This window comes from Galbibacter sp. BG1 (genome assembly GCF_013391805.1).
Classification (GTDB): domain Bacteria; phylum Bacteroidota; class Bacteroidia; order Flavobacteriales; family Flavobacteriaceae; genus Galbibacter.
Genome location: NZ_CP058364.1, coordinates 423,793 through 447,900 on the forward strand (window position 1 = coordinate 423,793; position 24,108 = coordinate 447,900).

Here is a 24,108-nt window from a genome sequence, read left to right on the forward strand (position 1 = left end):
TATCTTTGACTAAAATTTGAAGCAATGAGCCATCAGCAAAACAAAATTTTAAATCACGAGGAAATTCAGCACAAAATAAAAAGAATCGCCTACCAGATTTACGAAACCTACGTGGATGAAAAAGAAATTGTAATTGCTGGTATAGCCGCTAGCGGAGTAGACCTCGCCAAAAAGATTAATGCCGTGATGCTGGAGATTTCCGACATACAGACGACTCTTTGTGAAGTTAAAATAGACAAGGAAAACCTGCTAAAACCTATTGAGACTTCTATTGACGAAAATGAATATAAAGGGAAGTCCGTTATTTTGGTGGACGATGTTTTAAACTCTGGAGGGACACTTATTTATGGGGTTAAACATTTTTTAAATGTCCCACTTAAAAAACTTAAAACGGTAGTTTTGGTAGATAGAAACCACAAGAGATATCCCGTAAAAGCAGATTTTAAAGGGATTTCCCTCTCCACTTCACTGCAAGAACATGTGTCGGTTGTTTTTGAAGAGGGAAACGATGCAGTTTATTTAGGCTGATTTTTCCATTATTTTATTAGCAATTTCTGATGGGGACTCGTTGCCAACAGCTATAATATGATGTGCTTGTAAATAATAAAAATTTCTTTCAAACAAATGCTTTCTAATAAACTCAGACAGGGCTTCATTGGCTATATCCTTAATTAGTGGACGTTGCACTTTTTCTTTTTGTAAACGTTCCACCAGTTTATCTACTGAAAGCTTTAAATAAAAGACATTCTTAGTTGCTTCTAAGATAACGTTGATGTTATTTCCAAAACAAGGTGTGCCTCCGCCCAAAGAGATAATGGCGTTGGTTTCTTCTGAAAGTAATTCGACTAAATATGCGGCCTCCTTTTTTCTAAAATAAATTTCCCCTTTGGTTTTAAATAGTTCTGGGATGGACAGGCCTTCTTTATCTTCTATATAATTGTCGAAATCTATAAACGGTAAGGATTGTTCTTTTGCCATTATTTTACCTACGGTAGACTTTCCACTACCCATATATCCTATTAAAATTTGTACCATGTACTATTCAAATTATTAATTTTCACTGTTTTATAAAGTCTCTACAAAAAAAAGACAAATTTATATTAAAAATGGCTTGAATTATAAATAAATGGTCTTATATTTGCACCCGCAAACGAGAAACGTTGCGCACGTACTTTTAAATTACGTAATGACTCGATAGCTCAGTTGGTAGAGCACAACACTTTTAATGTTGGGGTCCTGGGTTCGAGCCCCAGTCGGGTCACTAAATGACTTTTGGCAAGAATAACTTACCATTATTTGCTCTAATTGGCGAGAAGCCTGTACCGAGCAAGGTCGAGGTAAGCCCAAGTCGGGTCACCAAGTGATATTTTGTCTTTTTTAAGGCCTTTATCACTTTAATATTTTTCAGCTGAAAAATATTATTAATTTTTATTTTAAATAGCCTTTTGGGCTATTATTTTTTTAGACTCGATAGCTCAGTTGGTAGAGCACAACACTTTTAATGTTGGGGTCCTGGGTTCGAGCCCCAGTCGGGTCACATTGTGACAATTGGCAAATAAATTTATAACTATTTGTTTAAGTTGGCAAAAGCCTACACTAAGCAAAATTTAGGTAAATTTAAGTCAGGTCACTTAAATAAAAAAAAGTTGAGCTAATAGCTTAACTTTTTTTATTTTAGCCAATGTAAATACCGGGATGCTGGAATTGGTAGACAGGCATGGTTGAGGGCCATGTGTCCATTAGGGCGTGTGGGTTCGACTCCCATTCCCGGTACTAAAAGACTTAGATTATTATCTAGGTCTTTTTTATTTTATACACTCTCCAATCCAACCCCAATTAATACATCTTTAAATTAAGTTATTTACTATATTTGAATATGCTTACGTCCAATCAAATAGATATTATAATTAAAACAATGATGCCTTTCAATCCTTCAAAAATCGGCATTTTTGGTTCTGAAGCTAGAAATGAAGCTTCAGAAGATAGCGATATAGATATATTGTATCAATTTAAAAATACTATTGGATTGTTTAATTTAATTGGATTAAAACAGAATTTAGAAAAAAAACTAAACAGGAAAGTTGATTTAGTTTCCGAAAAATTCATCAATCCTAAACTGAAGCCATACATTCTAAATGATCTAAACATTATATATAGTGATGAATAAAAATCTCTTCCGGCTTGAACATATTTTAGAATCCATATTTAAAATAGAGGAATTGGTTAAGATTGTTAAGGATTTTAATACCTTCGAAAAAAGATGGATTGAACAAGATGCCATAATTAGAAATTTTGAAATTATAGGAGAAGCTTCTAATCATATTTCCGAGGGTATAAAAAATGAGTACCCTAAAGTACCTTGGAATGAAATGAGAGGAATGAGGAATTTTATGACTCATGAATATTTTGGCCTCCAACTAGACACTATTTGGGACGCAGCAGTTAACGATATCCCGATACTAAAAAGGCAAATTATAGAAATCTGTGAAAAGCTAAAGAAAAAGTGAAATTCCTAAAAATGTAAAGTGCAACTTCAATAAATCACACCCCATTTTACTTTAAACACCTAACTTTTCTTCACGAACAAATAATAAAAATTAACACCTAAAATAGCTGCGTTAGTTATTATGATAGGGAGAGATGGAAGTAAAACACCATAGATTATAAAAAGCAAACAACCCATAGAATTTACAATTCGAAGTCGGCGGATTTCCTTCATAAAAAAAGAAAGCAACACTCCCAATGAGGCTGCATACCCTATCAATTCGGTGGGTGATGTACTAAAATATTCCATGTAAAAAGTCGTTTTTTGTATGCATTTTATAAAAGCATCCTTCGAATAAATATAAGTCAATTCTTCTTTTATTTTTTATAAATAGCTTAAAAAACATGGAATAATAATAACAATCTATTATTTTTACTGTCAAAGATTACTTTTTCAGCAAAGAAAATACACATGGAAATTTTAGGAATAGATGTAGGCGCTTCCGGCATGAAAGGAGCCATTGTAGATATTGAAAAAGGTGTTCTACTTACAGAACGCTTTAGAATTGAAACGCCCAGACCCGCTACCCCAGGTGCTATGGCGGCGGTAATAAAGGAAATCGTCCGTCATTTTAAATGGAAAGGGCCTGTAGGTTGTGGTTTTCCTACCGCTATTAAAAATGGAATTGCCCTAACGGAAAGCAACCTGCATAAAAAATGGGTTGGTGTGAATGCCGAAGAATTGTTTGAACAAGAAACAGGCCTCCCTTTTGTTGTGGCCAACGATGCCGATGTGGCAGGAATTGCTGAAATGAATTTCGGCGCTGGAAAAGGTAAAAAAGGATTCATTTTAATTATTACGGTAGGAACCGGACTTGGGTGCGGCGCTTTTTATAATGGCGAACTCATCCCAAATTTTGAATTGGGACAGATGTACTTCAAAAAGTATAAAAATGTAGAAAATTATGCCGCAAACTCAGTGCGAAAGAATAAAAACATGAGTTTCAAAAAATGGGGCAAACGCTTTAATAAGTTTTTGAATTATGTCGGACTCATTTTAAGTCCGGATTTATTTATTATTGGAGGGGGCGGTAGTAAATACTTTGAAGAATACGAAAAGTATTTGGATATGAAAATCCCAACCATTCAAGCAGAAACCCTTAACGAAGCCGGTATTATTGGTGCTGCGTATGCTGCAAAGAAGCTAGCTACTGAAAAGGCAAAATAGATGATTACGGAAGCCGCATATCTCTCGGTTATACAAGGTAAAGAGAAAGCTTTTGAAGAAGATTTTAAAAAAGCTAGTAAATACATTTCTTCCATTGATGGATATATAAAACATAGCTTACTAAAATGTATTGAAAGGGAAAGCACCTATCTTTTGATTGTGGAATGGAAAAGTCTTGAAGACCATACTATAGGGTTTAGAAAATCTAAGGAGTATTTAGAATGGAAAAAACTATTACATCATTATTACGATCCTTTTCCCTCCGTGGAACATTTTGAAACCATTATAACAAACAATAAAAAAGCGGACAAAGACTAAATCTTTATCCGCTTTTAGTTTTATAAAATCTCGCTCTGCGAATTATCCTATTTGCTTTCCAAAACGCTTACGATCGGTTTCCTTTAAGTATATCTTACGGATACGCATAGTTTTAGGAGTTACCTCAACATACTCATCTTTTTGGATGTATTCCAACGCTTCTTCCAAAGAGAATTTAATTGCAGGAACAATTTTAGCTTTATCATCTGCTCCTGAAGAACGAACGTTTGAAAGTTTTTTGGTTTTGGTAATATTCACCGTCATATCATCACTACGGGAATTTTCACCAACAACCTGACCTTCATAGATCTCTTCATTCGGATCTACGAAAAATTTACCTCTATCTTGAAGTTTGTCAATAGAATAAGGAATCGCTTTTCCATTTTCCATAGAAATCAACGATCCATTATTTCTTCCAGGAATTTCTCCCTTGTATGGCTGGTACTCTAAGAAACGGTGATTCATAATCGCCTCTCCTGCAGTTGCAGTAAGTAATTGATTACGTAATCCAATGATACCTCTAGAAGGAATATTGAAAACAATATTCATACGCTCTCCTTTTGGCTCCATACTTAACATTTCACCTTTACGAAGGGTTACCATTTCCACAGCTTTCCCTGAAACGCTTTCTGGTAAATCGATAGTTAACTCCTCAATAGGCTCACATTTAACACCATCAATTTCCTTGATGATAACTTGCGGCTGCCCAATTTGAAGCTCATAACCTTCTCTACGCATGGTTTCAATTAAAACTGAAAGGTGCAATACCCCACGACCAAAAACCAAGAATTTATCAGCACTGTCGGTTTCATTCACACGCAACGCTAAGTTCTTTTCCAATTCCTTATTTAAACGGTCTTTAATATGGCGGGATGTTACAAACTTACCATCTTTCCCGAAGAAAGGAGAGTCGTTTATGGTAAACAACATACTCATGGTAGGCTCATCGATAGCAATGGTTTTTAAGCCTTCTGGATTTTCAAAATCGGCAACTGTATCACCAATTTCAAAACCTTCAAGCCCTACCAGTGCACAGATATCCCCTGTTTGTACTTCGTCTACTTTTATACGTCCAAGACCTTCAAAAACATGAAGTTCCTTTATTTTACTTTTTACGATAGAACCATCGCGTTTTACCAACGAAATGTTCTGTCCTGCTTTTAATTCACCCCTTGTTAAACGACCAATCGCAATACGTCCCGTAAAGCTGGAAAAGTCTAAAGAAGTTATAAGCATTTGTGTATTTCCTTCTGGTAATTTAGGTGCTGGAATATGCTCGATTACCATATCCAATAGTGGCTCGATGTTTTCAGTTGGGTTTTTCCAATCTTCAGACATCCAGTTATTTTTTGCCGAACCGTATACAGTTGGGAAATCTAACTGCCACTCTTCTGCTCCCAATTCGAACATTAAATCGAATACCTTTTCATGAACTTCTTCTGGAGTACAGTTCTCTTTATCTACTTTGTTTACAACCACACAAGGTTTTAACCCTAAATCGATTGCTTTTTGCAATACAAAACGCGTTTGTGGCATAGGACCTTCAAAAGCATCCACTAAAAGTAAAACACCATCGGCCATGTTTAAAACACGCTCCACTTCTCCACCAAAATCGGCGTGACCAGGAGTATCTATAATATTTATTTTAGTGTCTTTATAAATAACTGAAACGTTTTTAGAGGTAATGGTAATACCACGTTCACGCTCTAAATCGTTATTATCAAGAATTAAATCCCCTGTGTTTTCGTTTTCACGGAACAACTGACAGTGATACATTATTTTATCAACCAAAGTTGTTTTACCGTGGTCAACGTGCGCAATAATCGCTATGTTTTTAATAGAAGTCATATTATACCCTCGCTTTTAAGGGCGCAAAGGTAATGTATATTTGTGATAGATAAGAGAAAAAAGCAAAATTAATTAAATGTTTGATTTTTAATTCATTAGACTATTTCATAAAGGGTTTACACAACCCTATAAATACCACACTATCAGAAGTTTGTTTTAAAATTGGAAAATGTAACTTTTCTTTAGGAACCAACAGATTTACTTATTTAGTAAAACAGTATCTTTGTACTACAAATATTTATTGAAATGCTTTTAGAGAAAATTCCGCAAATAAAACATACCAACAAGAACAATTTCTTTTTACTCGCAGGACCTTGCGCCATCGAAGGGGAAGATATGGCCCTGCGTATTGCAGAAAAAGTTGTTTCCATTACCGACAAACTTGAAATTCCCTACATTTTTAAGGGGAGTTTCAAAAAAGCCAACCGCAGTAGAATCGATTCTTTTACTGGTATTGGTGATGAAAAAGCGCTAAAAATACTAAGAAAAGTTTCGGAAACCTTTAAGGTGCCAACGGTGACCGATATTCATGAAATAAGTGATGCTGCCATGGCTGCTGAATATGTAGATGTGTTGCAGATCCCGGCATTTTTGGTACGCCAAACCGATTTGGTGGTAGCTGCTGCAGAAACAGGTAAAACCGTGAATTTGAAAAAAGGACAGTTTATGAGTCCGGAAAGTATGAAGCATGCCGTTCAAAAAGTATTGGATTGCGGAAACGAACAGGCTGTTATTACCGATCGAGGCACTATGTTCGGCTACCAAGATATGATCGTAGATTTTAGGGGTGTACCTACCATGAAACAATATGCACCTGTTGTGCTAGATGTTACACACTCGCTCCAACAGCCCAATCAAAGCAGCGGGGTTACAGGGGGACGCCCAGACATGATAGGAACTATTGCCAAAGCAGGGATTGCTGCCGGGGTAGATGGCCTTTTTATGGAAACACATTTTGATCCGGCAAATGCCAAAAGTGATGGGGCGAACATGCTTCACCTGGATCACTTGGAAAAACTACTAACAAACTTAGTAGCACTTAGAAAAACAGTAAATACTTTTTAGAAAGAATTACGATACTTTTTAGGGGTTTTACCAGAAAACCTTTTAAATGCCGCACTAAAATGTGTGGCATTTTAATATAAGGCCTTTAACTCCTCTATTACCTCCAGAACAATGGTGTCGTCGATATCATCAACAGACCAAAACCTGAGGGATTTCACCAATTTTCTGTCTTTCCCTACTAAATGGTTCGTATGTTTTGTCAATTGCATTCCTTTCATAAAACATAAATCAACGTAGCCATGGGTTACGTTGAAATAACAAAAAGGTTTTGCTTTATAGTAGTAGAACGGCAAATGCCATTTGTATTTCAGGTCCAAATCTTCCTTTGTGTTTTCGACAATTAATTGAAGGTGCATCAAAATTATACGGAATTTTTCAGGCTGATCCAGAATGTACTTATCGGCTGGGCTCATTAAGGAAAATTTTTACACTTAGTTTGTTATAAATTTAGTATTTTAAAGAAATAAAATTTAATTTAGTATAAAATTTATAAATTATGATAAAGAAAGTAATTCTGCCCTTGCTAACATTGGCTTTGGTATACTCATGTGGAACTACTACAAATGTTACCGCCTCTTGGGCCAATAAAGAAGCTTTTGTAAACAAAAAATATCAAAGCGTATTTATTGCCGCTATTACGGGAAATGTTCCTGCCAAAACCACTATTGAAAACGAATTGGCATTTCAATTACAGGGAAGAGGTATCGGGACCACAAAAAGTCACGATGTATTTCCAGGTACTTTTACAAAGGAAAATAAGCCATCAAAAGAAACATTGCTAGAAAGAATTAGAGCGTCTAAAAGTGATGCAATATTAACAATAACCTTGAGAGATCAAGAAACAGAATCCCGTTATGTACCTGGCACCAATAATTATGCTATGTACAATCCTGTAGGGTTTGGATATTATGGAAATTTCTATGGATATTATGATACGATGTATGGTTTTGGGTACGATCCTGGGTATTACACCACTGATAAGGTATACTATTTAGAAACTAATATTTATGATGCTGATAGTGAAGAATTAATCTGGTCGGCACAATCTAAAACATATAATCCTTCTAATATAGACGACTTTACCAAAGGATATACAGAAGCTATCATCAATAAACTTCAAAAAGACGGTATTTTAGCAAAATAGCAACCAATTTTTTTAATTATTGAGATACAAAACAATGCAAAACGGTTAAGTTTATTTTAAGCTTGACCGTTTTTTAATTTTAAAATTTTGTTATCTTTATATAGCACTAGTTCAATTTTTAAGAAGTAGTGCACAACTTTCCCCCTCACCCTATTGAATCTAAGCACATTAAAAACATCAATAGGAATGCAGAAAATTTTTACACTTTTACTAGTTTTTACAATTTCGATTAGCTTACAGGAAGTTTATGCACAAAGCAGTGAACCTAACGACTCTATTGTTTTAGACAATAACGACATCTTAGTTGGGGAAATCAAAGAAATGAAAAACGGAGTACTTACCATTGAAACCGATTATAGTGACAGCGATTTTAAGGTAAAATGGATTAATATAAAAAAGGTAAATAGTAATCAATACTATTTAGTAACACTTTCCGATGGAAGACGCCTAAATACCAGTCTACAAACCAAACCAAAAGATACTGCACAGGTAGATGTTATTAATGCAAATGACGAAACGATAACGGTTAACATTAGCGACATTGTTTATGTAAAGGCTGTTAAAAGCTCTTTCTTTTCCAGATTAAGTGCTTCCATTTCCTTGGGTTACAACTTTACCAAAAGCAATAATTTGAGTCAGTTTACCGTGCGGAGTACCGTTGGCTACATTGGAGATAAATGGGGCTTTAACGGTAGTTATAACTCCGTAAGGAGTGATCAGGATAGTGTACCGGAAACTCAACGTACCGATGCCTCCTTGGGCGCAAAATATTTTTTGAGGCATGATTGGTTCTATTTACTTTCGGGTGATTTCCTTTCCAACGACGAACAAAAACTTAAGCTAAGAAGCACTATTAAAACAGGACTTGGTAAGTATATTATTCATTCCAACAGAGTTTATTTCTCTACTGGAGCAGGTTTGGCTTGGAACAACGAACGTTTTACCGACTCGGTAGATCCAAACAGAAATAGTTTAGAAGCATTTTTAGGTCTGGAGCTCAATATGTTTGATTTCGATGACATAAGTATATTCTCCAATTTCACGGCTTATCCTAGCTTGACAGAATCTGGAAGGATTAGGACGGACTTTAGCGTAGACCTGTCTTACGACCTCCCACTAGACTTTTTTATAAAAGTGGGACTCACACACAACTTCGACAGCAGGCCAGTACAAAATGCCTCGAAGGTGGATTATATTTTCCAAACTACGTTTGGATGGGAACTTTAATTTTTAAATATGATATATCAAAGAATATTTCACAGCTCCAAAAATTTTATTTGGATCGTCTTATTAATATCTGCCACAGCGTTTGGACAAGAAAATGAGAGTGAAAACGAGAACGACATGGAAACCGAAGAAGAGTTTAAGCGCCATAAACCTGCAATTTTTACGGGTTATAGCTGGATTCCACAAGGAGAGGATGAAGATACCGGTGAAAAAGAAACGATTTTCGTTCCCTCCATAGGGTTTTCTTATGAGTATTGGTTTTCAGAAAAATGGGCAATTGGAACCTATAATGATGTTGAAATTATTAAATATGAAGTAGAGCGCGATGATGAATCTTCCTCATTAAAACGGGAAAATGCCATTTCTCTTTCCATAGCTGGAGTTTATGAAGTACTACCAAAATGGACACTCATTGCCGGTACAGGATTGGATATTGATAAAAACGAAACCCTCCCAATTTTACATTTTGCTACAGAATACGTAATTCTGGAAAAAGCGGACACAGAGCTTTCCGTTAGCCTTTCCTATAACAATAAAAGATTTTACGACTCTTTCTCCATAGGACTCGTATTAGGAAAAAAATTATAAATAAAATAGAAATTTTAAAAACAACCATACTATGTTACAATCTTTAATGAAACACTGGTGGGCACTGGCACTTAGAGGTCTTTTACTCATTATTTTTGCATTATTAATTTTTGCAAATCCACTAATAAGTGCTGCCACTTTGGCAATATGGTTTGCTATAATAATGGTGGTAGATGGCATTTTCTCTATCATCGGAGCTATTGCCAGCTGGAAAGAACAAGAAGATAAGTGGCTCATTCTTATTGAAGGTATTATTAGTATTGTACTAGGTATTATACTTTTTCAAGTACCGCAACTCACTCTTCTGGTTATTGCATACACCATAGCTTTCTGGTTTATATTTTTGGGAGTGAGCAGAATAGCCATGGGCATTCAAGTTCGTAAAGAGATTGAAGGTGAAGGATGGATAATCCTCGGCGGGGCACTATCTGTAATTTTAGGAATTGTAATAATCGCCATGCCAATTGTAGGTATCAGTTCTGTAATGTGGCTTATTGCATTTACCGCCCTTATCGTTGGAATTGTTATGATTGTAATTGCACTTAAAATAAGAAAAGGAGGAAAATGGATTAAACATCAAATCGAAGAAATTGACGAAGACATTAAAGAAGCTAGGGAAAATTTAAAAAATTAAACTCAAATTACGATTAACTTTAAAATTAAGCAGATGAAAAAAATGAACTTGTTTCGTTTGGGATATCTCATTTTGGGATCCTTATTAGTTCTAAGTTGTGCAGAAGACGGTCCCGATTACGTAGATGAATTGGATGTTGTTTATACGAACTACAATGCCGATTTCGATTTTGGTACAACTAATACTTACGCTATCCCAGATAATGTGGTAAAGATAGACGATGCCGATTTCCCCTTGGCGGAAGGAGAAGAACCCGAATTTATAGACCCCGTTTATGGTGATGTTATTTTAAGTGCCATCGCAGACAATATGAATGATAGAGGTTGGACACAGGTTGATAAAGATAATAACCCAGATGTTATTATTTTGCCAACGGCCATGTCTACTTTAAATCTCTATTATTATTACGATTGGGGCTACTGGGGATGGTGGGGCTACCCAGGTTATGGCCCTGGATGGGGCTGGTGGTATCCGGGTTATTACCCTCCTTACGTAAGTGGTTACCGATCTGGAACGGTAGTCTTGCAAATGACCTACCCAGATGGAATTGGCATAGACGATACAATTCCAGTTATTTGGACTTCAGCTATAAATGGCTTGTTTGAAGGAAGTACTGCTTCCATCCAAGATAGGATACAGAATACTGTAGACCAGGCATTTACTCAATCACCATATTTAACCAAATAAACTTCGACGAATAATGAAAAAGATAGCAACAATTATATTCTTGTGCTCCCTTGGTTTTGGGGCAACAGCACAGGAAATACAAATGAAATCGATAACAAGTTTAAATTATAGCATTGGAGTCCCAACCGGAAATCTAAATGATTTTATTTCCCGAATTAGCGGAAGCGGGTTCTCTATTGACTATAAACGTATGGTAGCACCCAATATTTATTTGGGGGGAGAATTTGGTTACAACTATTTTAGCGAAGAAAAGGATTATGATACCTATACTGATGAAACGGCATCCATAAGCGGTATACAAACACGCTATAATACAAGTGTACCCATTACTTTAACGGCAGATTATGTTTTTACCGACAATAGTCAATTTAAACCCTATATAGGGCTTGGTATTGGTACAGTATACAATAACCGGGAAGTCGATCTGGGCTTACTCACATCTGCTGTAGATACTTGGTTTTTTACGTTGAAACCAGAAGCAGGAATTATTTACAATTTAAGTTCCTATACTGGAATAAAGGTAAGTTCCAGATATTACCAAACCTTTAACAACAAGGATTTAGATGCCCACTCCTATTTCGCTTTTGATATAGGCTTTGTGTTTATGTCTTTTTAGGTAAATATAACATGCGGCAACAATAAAAAAATCCGGTCTTTTAAAAGACCGGATTTTTTAAATAAGCGGATAATATATTGTTAAACGTTTACTCACTTCAGTGAGATTAAAATTTCCCACTATTATGTGCGACATGCTGTATATACGTCATCTCTAACGTTTCACATACGCCAGTAGCGAGCTTATTTTACTTTCTCAACAATTGCTTTAAAAGCCTCTGGGTGGTTCATCGCTAAATCGGCTAAAACCTTGCGGTTTAATTCGATGTCTGCAGCTTTTACTTTCCCCATAAACTGAGAGTAAGACAATCCGTGTAGTCTAGCACCCGCATTAATACGAGTAATCCACAAAGCGCGGAATGTTCTTTTCTTATTTCTACGGTCTCTGTATGAGTAAGACATGGCTTTCTCAACCGCATTTTTGGCAACTGTCCAAACGTTTTTACGTCTACCGTAGTAGCCTTTTGCTTGCTTCATCACTTTTTTTCTTCTTGCGCGTGAAGCTACTGAATTTACTGATCTTGGCATAATTTTTAATTTTTTGTAGCAGGCGGTCTTTTGACACTTTTTTTCACAATCCTGTACTCCGTTTATTCAACTTTATACTTGATAACTGTGGCCTGACTCCAGGGTTAAACAATAATAATTGAACCGAAAGAACTTCTTACTTTAAACGTAATTGTTCTTTGATGCTATTCTCATCTGCTTTATCTACTAAACCAGAATGAGTTAGCGCTAGCTTACGCTTTTTAGACTTCTTTGTTAAGATGTGACTCTTAAAAGCGTGCTTTCTTTTAATTTTACCGGTACCAGTAAGCTTAAAACGCTTCTTAGCACTGGATTTAGTTTTCATTTTAGGCATAATCCTAATATTTATTTAATTATTCCGCTTATTCTCTTTTATTCCTTTGGAATGTAAAACTTGCTTTTACTTTGTACTACTAATAATTACGTACTTCGTAAATTACTTGGTCTTTTTAGGAGCGATAAACATTGTCATACGCTTCCCTTCCAACTTTGGCATTTGTTCTACCTTACCAATATCTTCTAATTCTGATGCTAATTTAAGCAACAAAATCTCTCCTTTATCCTTATAAACAATCGAACGCCCTTTAAAGAATACGTAAGCCTTAAGCTTTGCACCTTCTTTCAAGAACTTTTCGGCATGTTTCTTTTTAAACTCGTAATCGTGATCGTCTGTATTTGGACCGAAACGGATTTCCTTTACAACCACTTTAGAGGCTTTCGCCTTCATTGCCTTCTCTCTCTTTTTCTGCTCGTACAAGAACTTTTTATAGTCCATTACTTTACAAACAGGAGGCTTGGCATTTGGTGAAATCTCAACAAGATCCAAACCTAATTCTTCAGCCTTCGCTAAAGCCACTTTGGTTGGGTACACATCCATCTCAACGTTGTCTCCTACCAGTCTCACTTCCGGTACTCGAATCTCTTTGTTGGTTCTGTGCGGATTTTTAATTTCTCTTCTTTGAGCGTTTCTGTTAAATCTTTTAATTGCTATGGCTTATAATTTTTAATTAAACTTTATTTAAAACTTCTTTAATGTACGATTGATTTCTGAATTTATCAAATCTGAGAACTCATTTATTGTAATAGTACCTAGGTCGCCTTCACCGTGTTTCCTTACAGAAATGGTACCATCTTTTTCTTCTTGTTCCCCTACAATAAGCATATACGGGATTTTTTTCATTTCAGCATCTCGTATTTTCTTGCCAATTGTCTCGTTTCTATTATCTACGAGGGCGCGAATTTCGTCATTTTCCAATAAATTTAAAACTTTTTCGGCATATTTTTCATATTTCTCACTGATAGACAATATAATAGCCTGCTCAGGCATGAGCCACAATGGAAAATTCCCTGCTGTGTGCTCTAAAAGAATAGCGATAAAACGTTCCATACTACCAAATGGCGCACGGTGTATCATAACAGGTCTGTGCAACTTATCGTCGCTGCCTTTGTAATTTAAATCGAACCGCTCCGGTAAATTGTAGTCTACCTGAATAGTTCCCAACTGCCAACTTCTTCCGAGGGCATCTTTTACCATAAAGTCCAATTTCGGACCGTAAAATGCTGCTTCCCCAGTCTCTACAACAAAATTTAGTCCTTTTTCTTTTGCTGCGGAAAGTATGGCATTTTCTGCTTTTTCCCAATTGGCGTCACTACCAAGGTATTTGTCGGGATTTTCAGGATCCCTTAGCGATACCTGTGCCGTGAAATTTTCGAACCCTAAAGATCCAAAAACATACAGCACAAGGTCAATTACCTTTTTGAATTCTTCATCCAACTGATCGGGTGTGCAGAAAATATGGGCATCATCTTGAGTAAAACCTCGAACCCTTGTTAATCCATGTAATTCACCACTCTGCTCATAACGGTAAACCGTTCCAAATTCAGCATAACGTTTTGGTAATTCCTTATAACTCCAAGGGCGGGCATTGTATATCTCACAGTGATGCGGACAATTCATAGGTTTCAACAAAAACTCCTCATCCATTTTAGGGGTGCGGATTGGTTGAAAACTATCTTCTCCGTATTTGGCGTAATGCCCCGAAGTAACATATAATTCTTTTTGACCGATATGCGGTGATACCACCTGCTCGTAACCCGCTTTTTTCTGTGCTTTCTTTAAAAAATTCTCCAAGCGCTCCCTCAGGGCAGCTCCTTTTGGTAACCAAAGTGGCAAACCTTGTCCGACTTTTTGAGAAAAAGTAAAGAGTTCTAACTCTTTCCCCAATTTTCTATGATCCCGTTTTTTTGCTTCTTCTAAAAGCTCTAGATATTCTTTTAAATCCTTTTGCTTCGGAAAGGAAATCCCATAAATACGGGTAAGCTGCGGTTTGTTCTCGTCTCCACGCCAATATGCGCCAGCTACCGAAAGTAATTTAATGGCTTTTACAATTCCTGTATTAGGAATGTGCCCTCCGCGACAAAGATCCGTAAACGTATCGTGGTCGCAAAAGGTAATCGTACCATCTTCAAGGTTTTCTATAAGTTCAACCTTGAATTCGTTGCCTTGTTTTTTATAGAAATCGAGTGCTTCGGTTTTGGTAACAGCACGCATCTTATAATCATGTTTTCCACGCGCAATTTCCAACATTTTTGCCTCTATGGCTGGAAAATCTTTTTCAGAAATAGTGTGCTCCCCTAAATCAACATCATAATAAAAACCATTATCTATAGATGGGCCAATGGTAAGCTTTACGCCCGGATATAGTTCTTCTAAAGCTTGCGCCATAATGTGGGAAGTAGAATGCCAAAAGGCCTGTTTTCCCTCATCGTCGTTCCAGGTATATAAGGTTAGACTCCCGTCGGTGGTTAATGGGGTAACCGTTTCTACTTTGGTACCATTAAAATTTGCGGATATTACATTACGGGCCAATCCCTCACTAATGCTTTTAGCCACATCCATAGGAGTTGAATTTTTTTCGAACTCCTTAACCGATCCGTCGGGTAAAGTAATCTTAATCATTATATCTACTGTTTTTCGAAATGCAAAGATAAGCGGAAGTCTTTACGCGTACAACAGTAATTTTTGCTGATTGATTTGATGGTTTTTCCATGCTAACCAATTAATTTAAGAAGATAGTTTATTGTGCTTCAGAAACAGTTTATTATTCTACTATGATGAATCATTATTTTAGCAAGATAAATTATTATACCGCTAAGACATTTTAATTTCCTTTTATCTGAAAATATTATTCTAACCGCATAGTATATTATAATGTTGAATTAATTGCTGAGTTCAACCCATAAGTGCAAAACATTTGTTTCTTAGGACTTCAATTGGGTTTTGGTAATTAAATTTTCTAATCGGTCTGTAATTTAGTAATCTTTCAACTTCTTTTATTCTTTTTTCTGAGACTTTTCTCAGGTCTGTTTTCTTCGGAAAAAATCTTCTTATCACACCTATTCTATTCTCTACGGTTCCTTTATCCTGTGATGTATAAGGTCTGGTAAAGTATGTTTTTGCGTTGAGGAGCCTTCCTATTTTTTGATGCTGTGCAAACTCCTTTCCGTTATCGAAGGTCAAGGTCTTCACCCAAGATGAACTGAAGTTGGTGAGCCTCTTCTCCATTTTTTCATATACCTCCCCAGCTTCTTTCCCACTTAGTTTTTCCATCATCGTTACCAATGTGGCCCTGTCTGTCATTACCAAAAGAGCCGATCTGTGATTGCTTCCCATCATCAGGTCTACTTCAATATCGCCTATACGCTCACGGTGGTCCAGCACATCTGGGCGCTGGTCAATTCCTACACGGTTTTTAATGGCTCCCCGCTTATCCTTGGCGTTCCCTCTCTTTTGCCTCCTGCTACCATGCTTGAGATCTTTGTAGAGTTTAGCGTATTTAGCATCTGCCTTTTTCTTGCTCTTCTTAACGCTCCATATCCACTGGTATATTGTCTCGTGGCTCACACAGGTTTCCTCTTCAATAGCTAAGCGTTTGCTTATAAGTTCTGGACTCCACTTTTCATAACGGAGCAAACCCGCGATACGCTCTTTCAACTGTTCCGTGAGCTGTAATTTCTTGGGCTTCATTTTATGCCTGTTATCTGCTCTTCGCTGTGCATTTTTGGCTATATAGCTGCCAGCGGTCTTTCCCCGTTTGGCAATGTTCCTAGATAACTCCCTGTAAACGGTACAGGGGTCGACCCCGATAATTATAGCTATTTCACTTTTACTGATTTCTGTTTCCAATAAGGCTTCAATTTGATACCTTTGGTGGATGGTCAATTGTTTGTATTTTTTCATGCAAGATTAATATAACAATTGGTCCTAAAACTCTTGGGGCTAGCCCCAAGAGTTTTAAATATTAATTTTGCACTTATTCCTTGAACTTAGAATTTATTATTCTCCCAACTTGAAACATTATTTTTACAATACAATTTATTATAGTGCTAACTTGATGATAAGTTTTTAAGTAGCTGTAGTTATTTTTTATCACTTCAATCAACGGAATAGCACACATACTTGTTTGCCAAATACAATGCGACTTCTCCCTACGCTCGAAGTGACTCATTACCGCCAACTGGCATCGAGCATTCCCTCAGGAAATACCATCTACCAGAGGCAAACATCGCTAAAATCGCTCCCCGTGAAGCCCTAAAATCGACACTATTTAACCTCTCGCCTTTAACTTTTAACTTCTACACTACCCCTTTATCAACTTCCTCACCGAGTTTCCTTTTGGTGTTTCCAGTACGATGGCATACATCCCTTCTGGGTATTGACTGATATCAAAGTTTAGCACATACCCATTCTTTCCACTGCCGGTCTTTTGTGCCACAATGCTGTTGTTTGCCAGGTTGAAGATGCGCACACTTACATTCCCCGGTTTTTTGAGCTCCAGTGAAACTTCAAACTTGCCCCCTGTGGGGTTGGGGTACACCAAAAACTCCTCGAAACTGGCCTCGCGATCCTCTTCGTCGCTCTCGTCCTGAACAGATTCATGATTGTCGATCACCAGTACCTTTTTTGCCTGATAGGCCTCACAATCGCCTACCCTTGTCTTGATGATAATTTCGTATTCCCCGGGGGCTTCAAAGTAAAGTTCTGCCTGGTCTTGATCGTGGCTCACCACGATCCCCTCCTCCGGGAGGATCCACTCAATGCTATCGGGAAGTGGATTGGTAACGTCCACCACGGTGAAACGCTCGTTCACAAAAACCTGGCTCGATACAAAGAATTCAGCCGCAATATCGTTCGGGCTTTCCTTGATCTCAATGGTATCAGTGCCTTGGCAGCCTTTACTATCGGTAACCGTAACGGTATACAGTCCCGCTTGATCAACGGTCACTACAGGGCTATTGCTGAAAAAACCGTTATCGCTTGTCCATGCATAGGAGGCATTGCCATCCTCAATGGTCGCATCCAGCGTACGCTCCTGGTCGTTGCACAGTGTGGTCAGGTCTTCCCCAAGGTCAACAACCAATGGTTCGGGGTTTTCCACCACATACGTACGTACTAAAGTTTCATTGTTAAACCCTTCAATGGAAACGGTATAGCTCCCTGCACATAAATCTGTAAGCGTTGCTGCCGTACTCCCGTTGCTCCAACTGTAGGTAAAATTACCATTTCCTTTGTTTACGATTACAGAAAGGCTTCCGTCACAACCTTCATAGCAGGTTGGGTTCACTATGGTTTCATCCACAATATCGGGCTGCGTGATCTCATACTGTTCGGTTAAAGAACAACCATTGGCATCTGTAACGGTAAGTTGGTAATTTCCTTTGACCAAATTGTTTATTGTGGGGGACCCCCCTAAATCTTCCCTATCTTCTAAGCGTGTCCATTGCAGCGTGTACGGCTCTTCCCCACCGGCTATTGTCACCCCTATTTCCCCGTCGCTACCGCGGAACTTGCTCACATTGGTTAGGTCGACATTGGTGATGGACAGCGGTTCAAAAGCATTTTCCACCTCATATGTGGCCTCCGCCCAACAACCGTTGTCGTCTTTTACAGCAACTTTATAAGTGCCCGCTACAAGGTTTTGAATATCTTCGGAAGTTGCATCGTTGGACCAATAGATGCTATAGGGAGGGGTGCCCCCTACAATGCTTATATCGATACTTCCCGTGGCCTCCCCATGACAAAGCACATGTTGAATGTTTTCTCCTGAAATTACTAAGCGCTCAGGTTCGTTAATAGTATGTACTTCCGAAGTTGTTGTAACTCCGTTATCATCAGTGATTTCCACTTGATAATCGCCCGCAGGCAGTTCCATTAAAAACGATTCCTCAGAAGCCATTGCTTGTTTATTTCCATTTACAATACCAAACCATTGAAACTTGTAAGGCTTTACTCCTCCGATTACATTCGCTTGTAATTCGGCATCCGTTCCGTCTTTACAGAGCACCGAAAACGTTTCTTCAAGGTTCACCAAAAGCTTATCAGGTTCAATAATGGTAAATTCTTTGTCAATTACACAATCGCCACCGGAATCATCGGTAACCATTAAGGTATAATTTCCTGGAGCCAAATTATTGATATCCTCTTCAGTCGATGTAAAACCATTATCAGAGAACCACTCGTAGCTGTAGGATGGTGTTCCCCCGGTGATGGTGACCGCAATTTCGCCATCGTTATATCCAAAACCGGTGATCTGTTTTTCAATATCAACCGTCATAGCAAGGGCATTCTTGGGCTGACCTACATTAATGGTCTTTTCGAGAACGCAATCATTTTTATCCGTGACCGTTACCTTATAATCGCCAGAAGTAAGACCAGTAATATCTTCAGAAGTTCCCCCATTGCTCCAACTAAAAGTGTAATCTCCAACACCTCCCGTGACCGTAATATCTATACTCCCTTTGTTATCACTAAAACAGAGATTGTCCTGTACAACAGCAGTCAATTCTAATGGTTCCGGCTGCAGAACGGAAATAGTTTGCTCTGCACTGGCAGTAGATCCAGAATCATCCGTAACCGTAACAATATAGTCACCAGCTGATAAATTGCTGATTGTTGGGCTATTTTCAGTTGAAAAATCAGTGTCGTCTACCTTTTCCCATTGATAGCTGTACGGATCCTTTCCACCTTTGACGGTGATGGTTATCGCCCCATCGGCCCCGTTGAAGCATTTGACGCTATCTATAGTTGAACTTTCAATTTCCAATTTTGGAGGCTGCACTATTTCTATGGAATCCAACGTGGCCGTACACAAATTTTCATCGGTTGTGCTAACACTGTAAAACCCTGCTGGAAGGTTGTTAATAGTGGCATTGGTTTTCCCTGGGATTTCAATGTATTCACTATCGTACCATTGGTAGCTGTATCCTTCCGTTCCCCCACTTGCTTGTACGGTAATGGAACCGGTGGAGCCGCCGTAGATGTTGTTATCGACTCGGGAATTTGGCACTTCTTCAATTTCAAGTAATAAGGGTTCATCGACAGTAATTAATTCGTCATGTGTTACTTCACAGCTAAAAACGTTATTATCCCAGTCGGTTACACTTGCAATTATTAGTGTTGCCCGATAGGTATATGCTGTTATTGCGATATCAACGATAGAACTCCCTTTGGGAAATTTTGTAAAGTCACCATTTGTACCAGACAGCTTCCATGCATAATCACCGTTTCCTCCTGCCACCTGAACGCTTATTTGTCCGTCTCCCGCTCCTTTACATGTGATGTTTTTTACGGATACATTTTCTATAGAAATTGGAGTTTGTTCGTTTATAATATATGTCTCCGAGACCCTTGTGTATTCATTTTCATCAGTATTCTTGTCGGCTACGGTTACGGTGTAATCCCCTGCAGAAAGGTTTGTTATACTACTGCTAGAAGCCGTAAATGAAGCATCGCCATCTTTTGTCCAGGTATAGGTGTAATCATTAGAATCGTTTACAAAACCGTCAGAAGCTTCCACGGTAATTGTGCCGTCATTCTTTCCCGCACAGGTCATTTGAGTAACTTTGGATTTATCTATCGAAATGCCTTCTGGGGCTATGAATTCATCCAATATTTCTTCAATAAAACAGCCATTACTATCTTCGATTCTTATTTTAAAATTCCCCTCAGGAACGTTTTGGAGGGTTATGGAAGTAGCTGAACTTTTAACTTCGGGAACGACCGAACTATTATCCAACTTCAATAATTTATAGGTGTAAGGTGATGTTCCCCCTTGGATATAAATGTCTAATATTCCATTTGCTGCCCCTTTGTAAGTTGGCTGTTGAAAAATTTTATAAGCTGTTGGTCCAAATTTAAGTTCACTTGGTGCAGCATTTATAGATTCTTCGACCGTAGAGGGGCTAACACATTCTTTATCAGCAAATACAAGCTTGGCCTCAAATGTATAAGTCGATTCCGGTGTTAAATCAGTAAAAGTATAGGAAGCAGGATTGGTAGATGTGGCCTCTTTCCATTCCCCAAGACCATTGTAGGTGAAATAATAAATACCTCCAGTTTTAAAATCATCCCCTCCAGAAGCCGATACGGTAACACTACCTGTTTCACCGGCGCATTTCGGGTGCGTGACCTGACCCGATGTGATTACAACCGGGGTAGGCGCCTGGATTGTAAAGTTTTCAGAGATCTCACCGCTTTTGACCACAACATTTCCACTGCTATCATCTATAGATTGGTATACCACAAAGTATTCCTGAATTCCACTATTACCATCAATATTTGCCGTAAGTCCAGTAAGTGTTGTTTTGTTATCAGCATCAAAATTGTCAACCTGGTCATCAACATACACTTCCGGAAAACCATTTAAGTTTTCCTTTTCTTTCAATTCCGGGTCTACCAATCTGGCCTCATCATCAAAAAAACTTCTTTGATCGGCATCGTAGACATAAAAACGCATTTTGTAACCTTCTTCCAATTGATCTTCAAACGTGAAAGTCACCTCTCCATCTGTACTGTTAGAGCAAGTGCTGTTTGTTTCTTCAAAAGCTATTATTTTTGGAGAGCAGGCGATTATTTCATAAATGTAAGGCTTAGAATAACTTTCAGTTTCTATATTTAAGTTACCATCTTCTTTGTTTAAAAACTTCATTCTAAACCTAATTAAATCCCCTACTTTAGCATTTGGAACATCTGCTGGAGAAATGTTTAAGTTTTTACTCAAATTCTCTTGTGGTAAATCATCTTTATAATCAGCGGGATTGCTGGAATTAATTGTGTATTCCCATATATGGGTGTAGTTTACGCAAGAATTAATTGGAATATTGATTTTTTCAGATAAACATGACAAATTATTACTCGCAGGAGGCTCTTCGTAAGGAGTAATTTTAAAATATTTGTAAGTTACATCAAGACAACTTGAAAACCAGACCATATTTGAGTAACATACATTGTTAGAGTTATAGGGTATGACCATGTAGCGGTCAGGATCATTAACACATTCTGGAAAATCATCCGCTGGAGCAAATATGGTGGAGGTAACATTAATTTCTGTTAATTTCTCAGGTAAATCTACGATAAAATCTTTCTTCTGGTAATTATCTCCTTCTTGGCTAATAGTACTGCTAAAATAAATTCTTCTTGAACCATTTAATCTTACATCGGCAGTATATGAATTAATAGAATAGGGAGGAGATTGTTTAAGAATAGGATCCTTGAGGGTAACTTCATATTGCACTCTATACTTATACTGCCCGTACCCCCCCCTAAGCCCTAAAAGCACAAAAACACCAATTAATAGTAAAATTCTTTTCATAATCTATTTTTTAAGTTAGTAGATCACTTCTATTTCCTTTATTACTGATAATCCACCACCTTCAGTTACTACTTGCAGCCCGTAGTGGTAGGTGGTATTTATTTCCAATTCGTTATCCTCAAATCGAGAAACTTCTGCATTTAAGGTTTTAAAAAGCTTAATCTTACCTCCTTTATCTGCCCGATACAACTTATACTCAACAACACCTTCTGCTTTTGTATTCCATGAAAGGTTGATAAATCGCAGTTCCCTATTGGCATAACCGTTAAACTTGATTTCCTCTGCCTTTAAGATTTTACTTTCCGTACGAACGGTTACGGGCATTGCGGGTGTGCTTTCCAGCTCGTTTTCATCCAACGCTGTTACCGTGTATTGGTAATGTTTGCCGTTTTTAATTGTTTCATCAATGTAAGAAGTCGATAAGGTATCCAATATTTTTAATTGCTCCCATTGTTGTAATTCACTTGTCAAATCTTTTCGGTAGACAGCGTAATTCACCACATCTTTACTGGAACTCCCAATATATTTTAATTCAACCCCGTTTTCTGAAATTTTATAATCTTCAATAACAGGAGCTGAAGGCGCCGACAAATCCGGTTTCTCCAAAGTTAGAACTTCAGAAAAACCAGAAGCATTGTAGCGCTGGTCTTCTGCCAGTACTTTGTAATAAATATATTCATTAAGATTATTTACTGGAATGGTATCTACAAATTGATTTTCTTTATATACATAATTAGTGATTTGTGTAAACTCGGCATTTTTGGTATTGGAGCGATACACCCGATAACCTGCCAAATCGGGTTCTGTGTTTTTCTCCCAATTCAACTTTACAACCCCGGTAGTATCAATCTCCCCTACCAAGAGTTTTGGAGGCGTTGGCGGAATGGAGTCCACGGGTTGTACAATAGCTGCAAAGGACGGGTTTTCACTTCCGTTTTTCCCAATCGCAACTACTTTAAAATAGTTTATACGCTGTAACTTATTATAAGTTGCTTTTCTGGTTTGTGGAGAAAGATTATCTATTACCGTTTCAAAATTACCCGTAGCCGTATTGGATCTCCACAATTGAAATCCGTTTATTTTGCTTTCACCTTCTTTGGGAAATTCCCATTCAATAATCGCAGTTTCGTCATTTATAACATCTTTAAAAGTGATATGCGGATTGTATTTTAAAATTTCCCTTCCTTCACCTTTTAGAACCTCACTTGATGGCCCCACTTCCCCAAAAGATGTAATTCCTTTTACCCTGTAGTAGTATGTTTTATTATTGGCAATGGAGTCGCCTATAAAAAGGGAGAGGCTGGGATCTTCTGTGTTTTTTTCAGCATTAAAAATGGGCTCTGAATTTAACTTTTTAAATGTATTTCCATCCATGGATCTCTCCACCTGATAATTTGTATAGGTTTTTTGTAACAGACTGAAATTCCAACTCAACTGTGCTTCCTTATCTCCAAAGACAACCACAAAATCAACGGGTTTTGGTAGTTCTTCAAACATATCGGTTCCTGCGTATACTCCGCCTTCCTTAATTTCCAAAAGCTCAGGATTGGCAATTTTAACCCGGTAAAGATAGCGCTCACCTGGAATTACATTTTTATCTTCCAAACCAAGTCCGGCCAACTTTGCTGCCTCATAACTGCGTTCTGCTGCCAATAATGCAAATGTAAAACGCCTTTGCTGTTGCGAATTAGCTTCCATTACAGCATCCAACCCTACTTGTGCTGAAACGTTAAAGTTCTTTCCATAGAGTGCCTGTGCCAAAATTGCCGCATTGTTATCCGCTTTCGCCAAGGTTTCCCATTCCATTAAAGGCGCTGGTTGTATCGGGGATTGATTCAGTGTAATTGTTTCTAAAGGAATTACCGCCTCACCATTTCGAGAAATTGTAACCCTTTCTACATAGTATCCAATATTATTTGCCTTCTTCCAGGCATAGGGTTCGTTTGGTGCCCATCTCAACATCACTTTGTTTTCTAATGATCTTGCAAGTAACTTAATTTCGGGCGGTTCTATTTCTTGGGAAAACACAAATGGACTTCCTAAGCAAAAACAGGCTATTGCTAAAAGTATTACGTAAATGTTTTTTTTCATC

Annotated in this window: 23 protein-coding genes and 3 tRNA genes; 15 read left to right on the forward strand and 11 right to left on the reverse strand. The window is 37.7% G+C overall.

From position 1 onward, the window contains the following. The first annotated feature begins 24 nt into the window (after positions 1–24). Positions 25–528 (forward strand): phosphoribosyltransferase family protein, encoded by a 504-nt coding sequence (locus HX109_RS01860; RefSeq protein WP_178949524.1) that lies wholly within the window; start codon positions 25–27, stop codon positions 526–528. Here HX109_RS01860 and HX109_RS01865 read toward each other — a convergent pair. Further along, positions 520–1,035 carry a shikimate kinase gene (locus HX109_RS01865; protein ID WP_178949525.1) on the reverse strand — a complete coding sequence of 172 codons (516 nt, stop codon included), beginning with the start codon at positions 1,033–1,035 and terminating at the stop codon, positions 520–522. The two genes, HX109_RS01860 and HX109_RS01865, sit on opposite strands and share 9 nt — an antisense overlap. 153 nt (positions 1,036–1,188) lie before the next feature. Between HX109_RS01865 and HX109_RS01870 the strand changes: the two genes are divergently transcribed. From HX109_RS01870 to HX109_RS01890, 5 genes are all read left to right on the forward strand, one after another. Further along, a tRNA-Lys gene (locus HX109_RS01870) sits at positions 1,189–1,261 on the forward strand. A 203-nt stretch (positions 1,262–1,464) separates the two neighbouring features. After that, a tRNA-Lys gene (locus HX109_RS01875) sits at positions 1,465–1,537 on the forward strand. 152 nt (positions 1,538–1,689) lie between these two features. After that, positions 1,690–1,773 (forward strand) — tRNA-Leu (locus HX109_RS01880). Positions 1,774–1,876: 103 nt separating this feature from the next. Next, positions 1,877–2,167, forward strand: coding sequence for a nucleotidyltransferase family protein (locus HX109_RS01885; RefSeq protein ID WP_178949526.1), 291 nt, complete (start codon positions 1,877–1,879; stop codon positions 2,165–2,167). Continuing rightward, positions 2,160–2,507 carry a DUF86 domain-containing protein gene (locus tag HX109_RS01890; RefSeq protein WP_178949527.1) on the forward strand — a complete coding sequence of 116 codons (348 nt, stop codon included), beginning with the start codon at positions 2,160–2,162 and terminating at the stop codon, positions 2,505–2,507. The genes HX109_RS01885 and HX109_RS01890 overlap by 8 nt, the downstream gene beginning before the upstream one ends. 59 nt (positions 2,508–2,566) lie before the next feature. Here the strand turns inward: HX109_RS01890 and HX109_RS01895 are convergent, their stop codons facing one another. Then, positions 2,567–2,794, reverse strand: a complete 228-nt coding sequence (locus tag HX109_RS01895; protein WP_178949528.1) for a YgjV family protein — start codon at positions 2,792–2,794, stop codon at positions 2,567–2,569. Positions 2,795–2,956: 162 nt separating this feature from the next. On the opposite strand from HX109_RS01895, the gene ppgK reads away from it, so the two are divergent. Then, positions 2,957–3,712: a polyphosphate--glucose phosphotransferase gene (ppgK, locus tag HX109_RS01900; protein ID WP_178949529.1), complete on the forward strand. Its 756-nt coding sequence runs from the start codon at positions 2,957–2,959 to the stop codon at positions 3,710–3,712. After that, a complete protein-coding gene (locus HX109_RS01905; protein WP_178949530.1) occupies positions 3,713–4,030 on the forward strand; it encodes an antibiotic biosynthesis monooxygenase family protein in 318 nt (105 codons plus the stop codon). A gap of 42 nt (positions 4,031–4,072) precedes the next feature. Here the strand turns inward: HX109_RS01905 and typA are convergent, their stop codons facing one another. Continuing rightward, positions 4,073–5,878 carry a translational GTPase TypA gene (gene typA, locus HX109_RS01910; protein WP_178949531.1) on the reverse strand — a complete coding sequence of 602 codons (1,806 nt, stop codon included), beginning with the start codon at positions 5,876–5,878 and terminating at the stop codon, positions 4,073–4,075. Between the two features lie 246 nt (positions 5,879–6,124). On the opposite strand from typA, the gene kdsA reads away from it, so the two are divergent. Beyond that, positions 6,125–6,943: a 3-deoxy-8-phosphooctulonate synthase gene (gene kdsA, locus HX109_RS01915; RefSeq protein WP_178949532.1), complete on the forward strand. Its 819-nt coding sequence runs from the start codon at positions 6,125–6,127 to the stop codon at positions 6,941–6,943. Positions 6,944–7,014: 71 nt separating this feature from the next. Here the strand turns inward: kdsA and HX109_RS01920 are convergent, their stop codons facing one another. After that, positions 7,015–7,356 carry a DUF1801 domain-containing protein gene (locus tag HX109_RS01920; RefSeq protein WP_178949533.1) on the reverse strand — a complete coding sequence of 114 codons (342 nt, stop codon included), beginning with the start codon at positions 7,354–7,356 and terminating at the stop codon, positions 7,015–7,017. Positions 7,357–7,439: 83 nt separating this feature from the next. Here HX109_RS01920 and HX109_RS01925 point away from each other — a divergent pair, with 83 nt between their 5' ends. From HX109_RS01925 to HX109_RS01950, 6 genes are all read left to right on the forward strand, one after another. Further along, positions 7,440–8,087 carry a hypothetical protein gene (locus HX109_RS01925; RefSeq protein ID WP_178949534.1) on the forward strand — a complete coding sequence of 216 codons (648 nt, stop codon included), beginning with the start codon at positions 7,440–7,442 and terminating at the stop codon, positions 8,085–8,087. Positions 8,088–8,273: 186 nt separating this feature from the next. Then, complete coding sequence (locus HX109_RS01930) at positions 8,274–9,314, forward strand: DUF481 domain-containing protein (RefSeq protein WP_178949535.1); 1,041 nt, start codon at positions 8,274–8,276, stop codon at positions 9,312–9,314. A 9-nt stretch (positions 9,315–9,323) separates the two neighbouring features. Next, positions 9,324–9,902: a hypothetical protein gene (locus HX109_RS01935; protein WP_178949536.1), complete on the forward strand. Its 579-nt coding sequence runs from the start codon at positions 9,324–9,326 to the stop codon at positions 9,900–9,902. A gap of 31 nt (positions 9,903–9,933) precedes the next feature. Continuing rightward, positions 9,934–10,536, forward strand: coding sequence for an HdeD family acid-resistance protein (locus tag HX109_RS01940; protein ID WP_178949537.1), 603 nt, complete (start codon positions 9,934–9,936; stop codon positions 10,534–10,536). 33 nt (positions 10,537–10,569) lie between these two features. Further along, positions 10,570–11,223 carry a DUF4136 domain-containing protein gene (locus HX109_RS01945; protein WP_178949538.1) on the forward strand — a complete coding sequence of 218 codons (654 nt, stop codon included), beginning with the start codon at positions 10,570–10,572 and terminating at the stop codon, positions 11,221–11,223. A gap of 13 nt (positions 11,224–11,236) precedes the next feature. Continuing rightward, positions 11,237–11,839: an outer membrane beta-barrel protein gene (locus tag HX109_RS01950; protein ID WP_178949539.1), complete on the forward strand. Its 603-nt coding sequence runs from the start codon at positions 11,237–11,239 to the stop codon at positions 11,837–11,839. Between the two features lie 182 nt (positions 11,840–12,021). On the opposite strand, the gene rplT is transcribed toward HX109_RS01950, so the two are convergent. The 7 genes from rplT to HX109_RS01985 form a co-directional block, all read right to left on the reverse strand. Next, entirely contained in the window at positions 12,022–12,366 is a 345-nt protein-coding gene (gene rplT, locus HX109_RS01955) for a 50S ribosomal protein L20 (protein WP_178949540.1), read from the reverse strand. A gap of 136 nt (positions 12,367–12,502) precedes the next feature. Next, positions 12,503–12,700 (reverse strand): 50S ribosomal protein L35, encoded by a 198-nt coding sequence (gene rpmI, locus HX109_RS01960; protein WP_178949541.1) that lies wholly within the window; start codon positions 12,698–12,700, stop codon positions 12,503–12,505. Positions 12,701–12,802: 102 nt separating this feature from the next. After that, on the reverse strand, positions 12,803–13,270 hold the full coding sequence (infC, locus tag HX109_RS01965; protein ID WP_255462739.1) for a translation initiation factor IF-3: 468 nt from the start codon (positions 13,268–13,270) through the stop codon (positions 12,803–12,805). A gap of 114 nt (positions 13,271–13,384) precedes the next feature. After that, positions 13,385–15,325 (reverse strand): threonine--tRNA ligase, encoded by a 1,941-nt coding sequence (gene thrS / locus HX109_RS01970; RefSeq protein WP_178949542.1) that lies wholly within the window; start codon positions 15,323–15,325, stop codon positions 13,385–13,387. A 273-nt stretch (positions 15,326–15,598) separates the two neighbouring features. Next, complete coding sequence (locus tag HX109_RS01975; RefSeq protein ID WP_178949235.1) at positions 15,599–16,606, reverse strand: IS30 family transposase; 1,008 nt, start codon at positions 16,604–16,606, stop codon at positions 15,599–15,601. Positions 16,607–17,006: 400 nt separating this feature from the next. Next, complete coding sequence (locus tag HX109_RS01980) at positions 17,007–22,016, reverse strand: T9SS type A sorting domain-containing protein (protein WP_178949543.1); 5,010 nt, start codon at positions 22,014–22,016, stop codon at positions 17,007–17,009. A gap of 15 nt (positions 22,017–22,031) precedes the next feature. Further along, on the reverse strand, positions 22,032–24,107 hold the full coding sequence (locus tag HX109_RS01985; protein WP_178949544.1) for a fibronectin type III domain-containing protein: 2,076 nt from the start codon (positions 24,105–24,107) through the stop codon (positions 22,032–22,034). Between the last annotated feature and the right edge of the window lies 1 nt (position 24,108).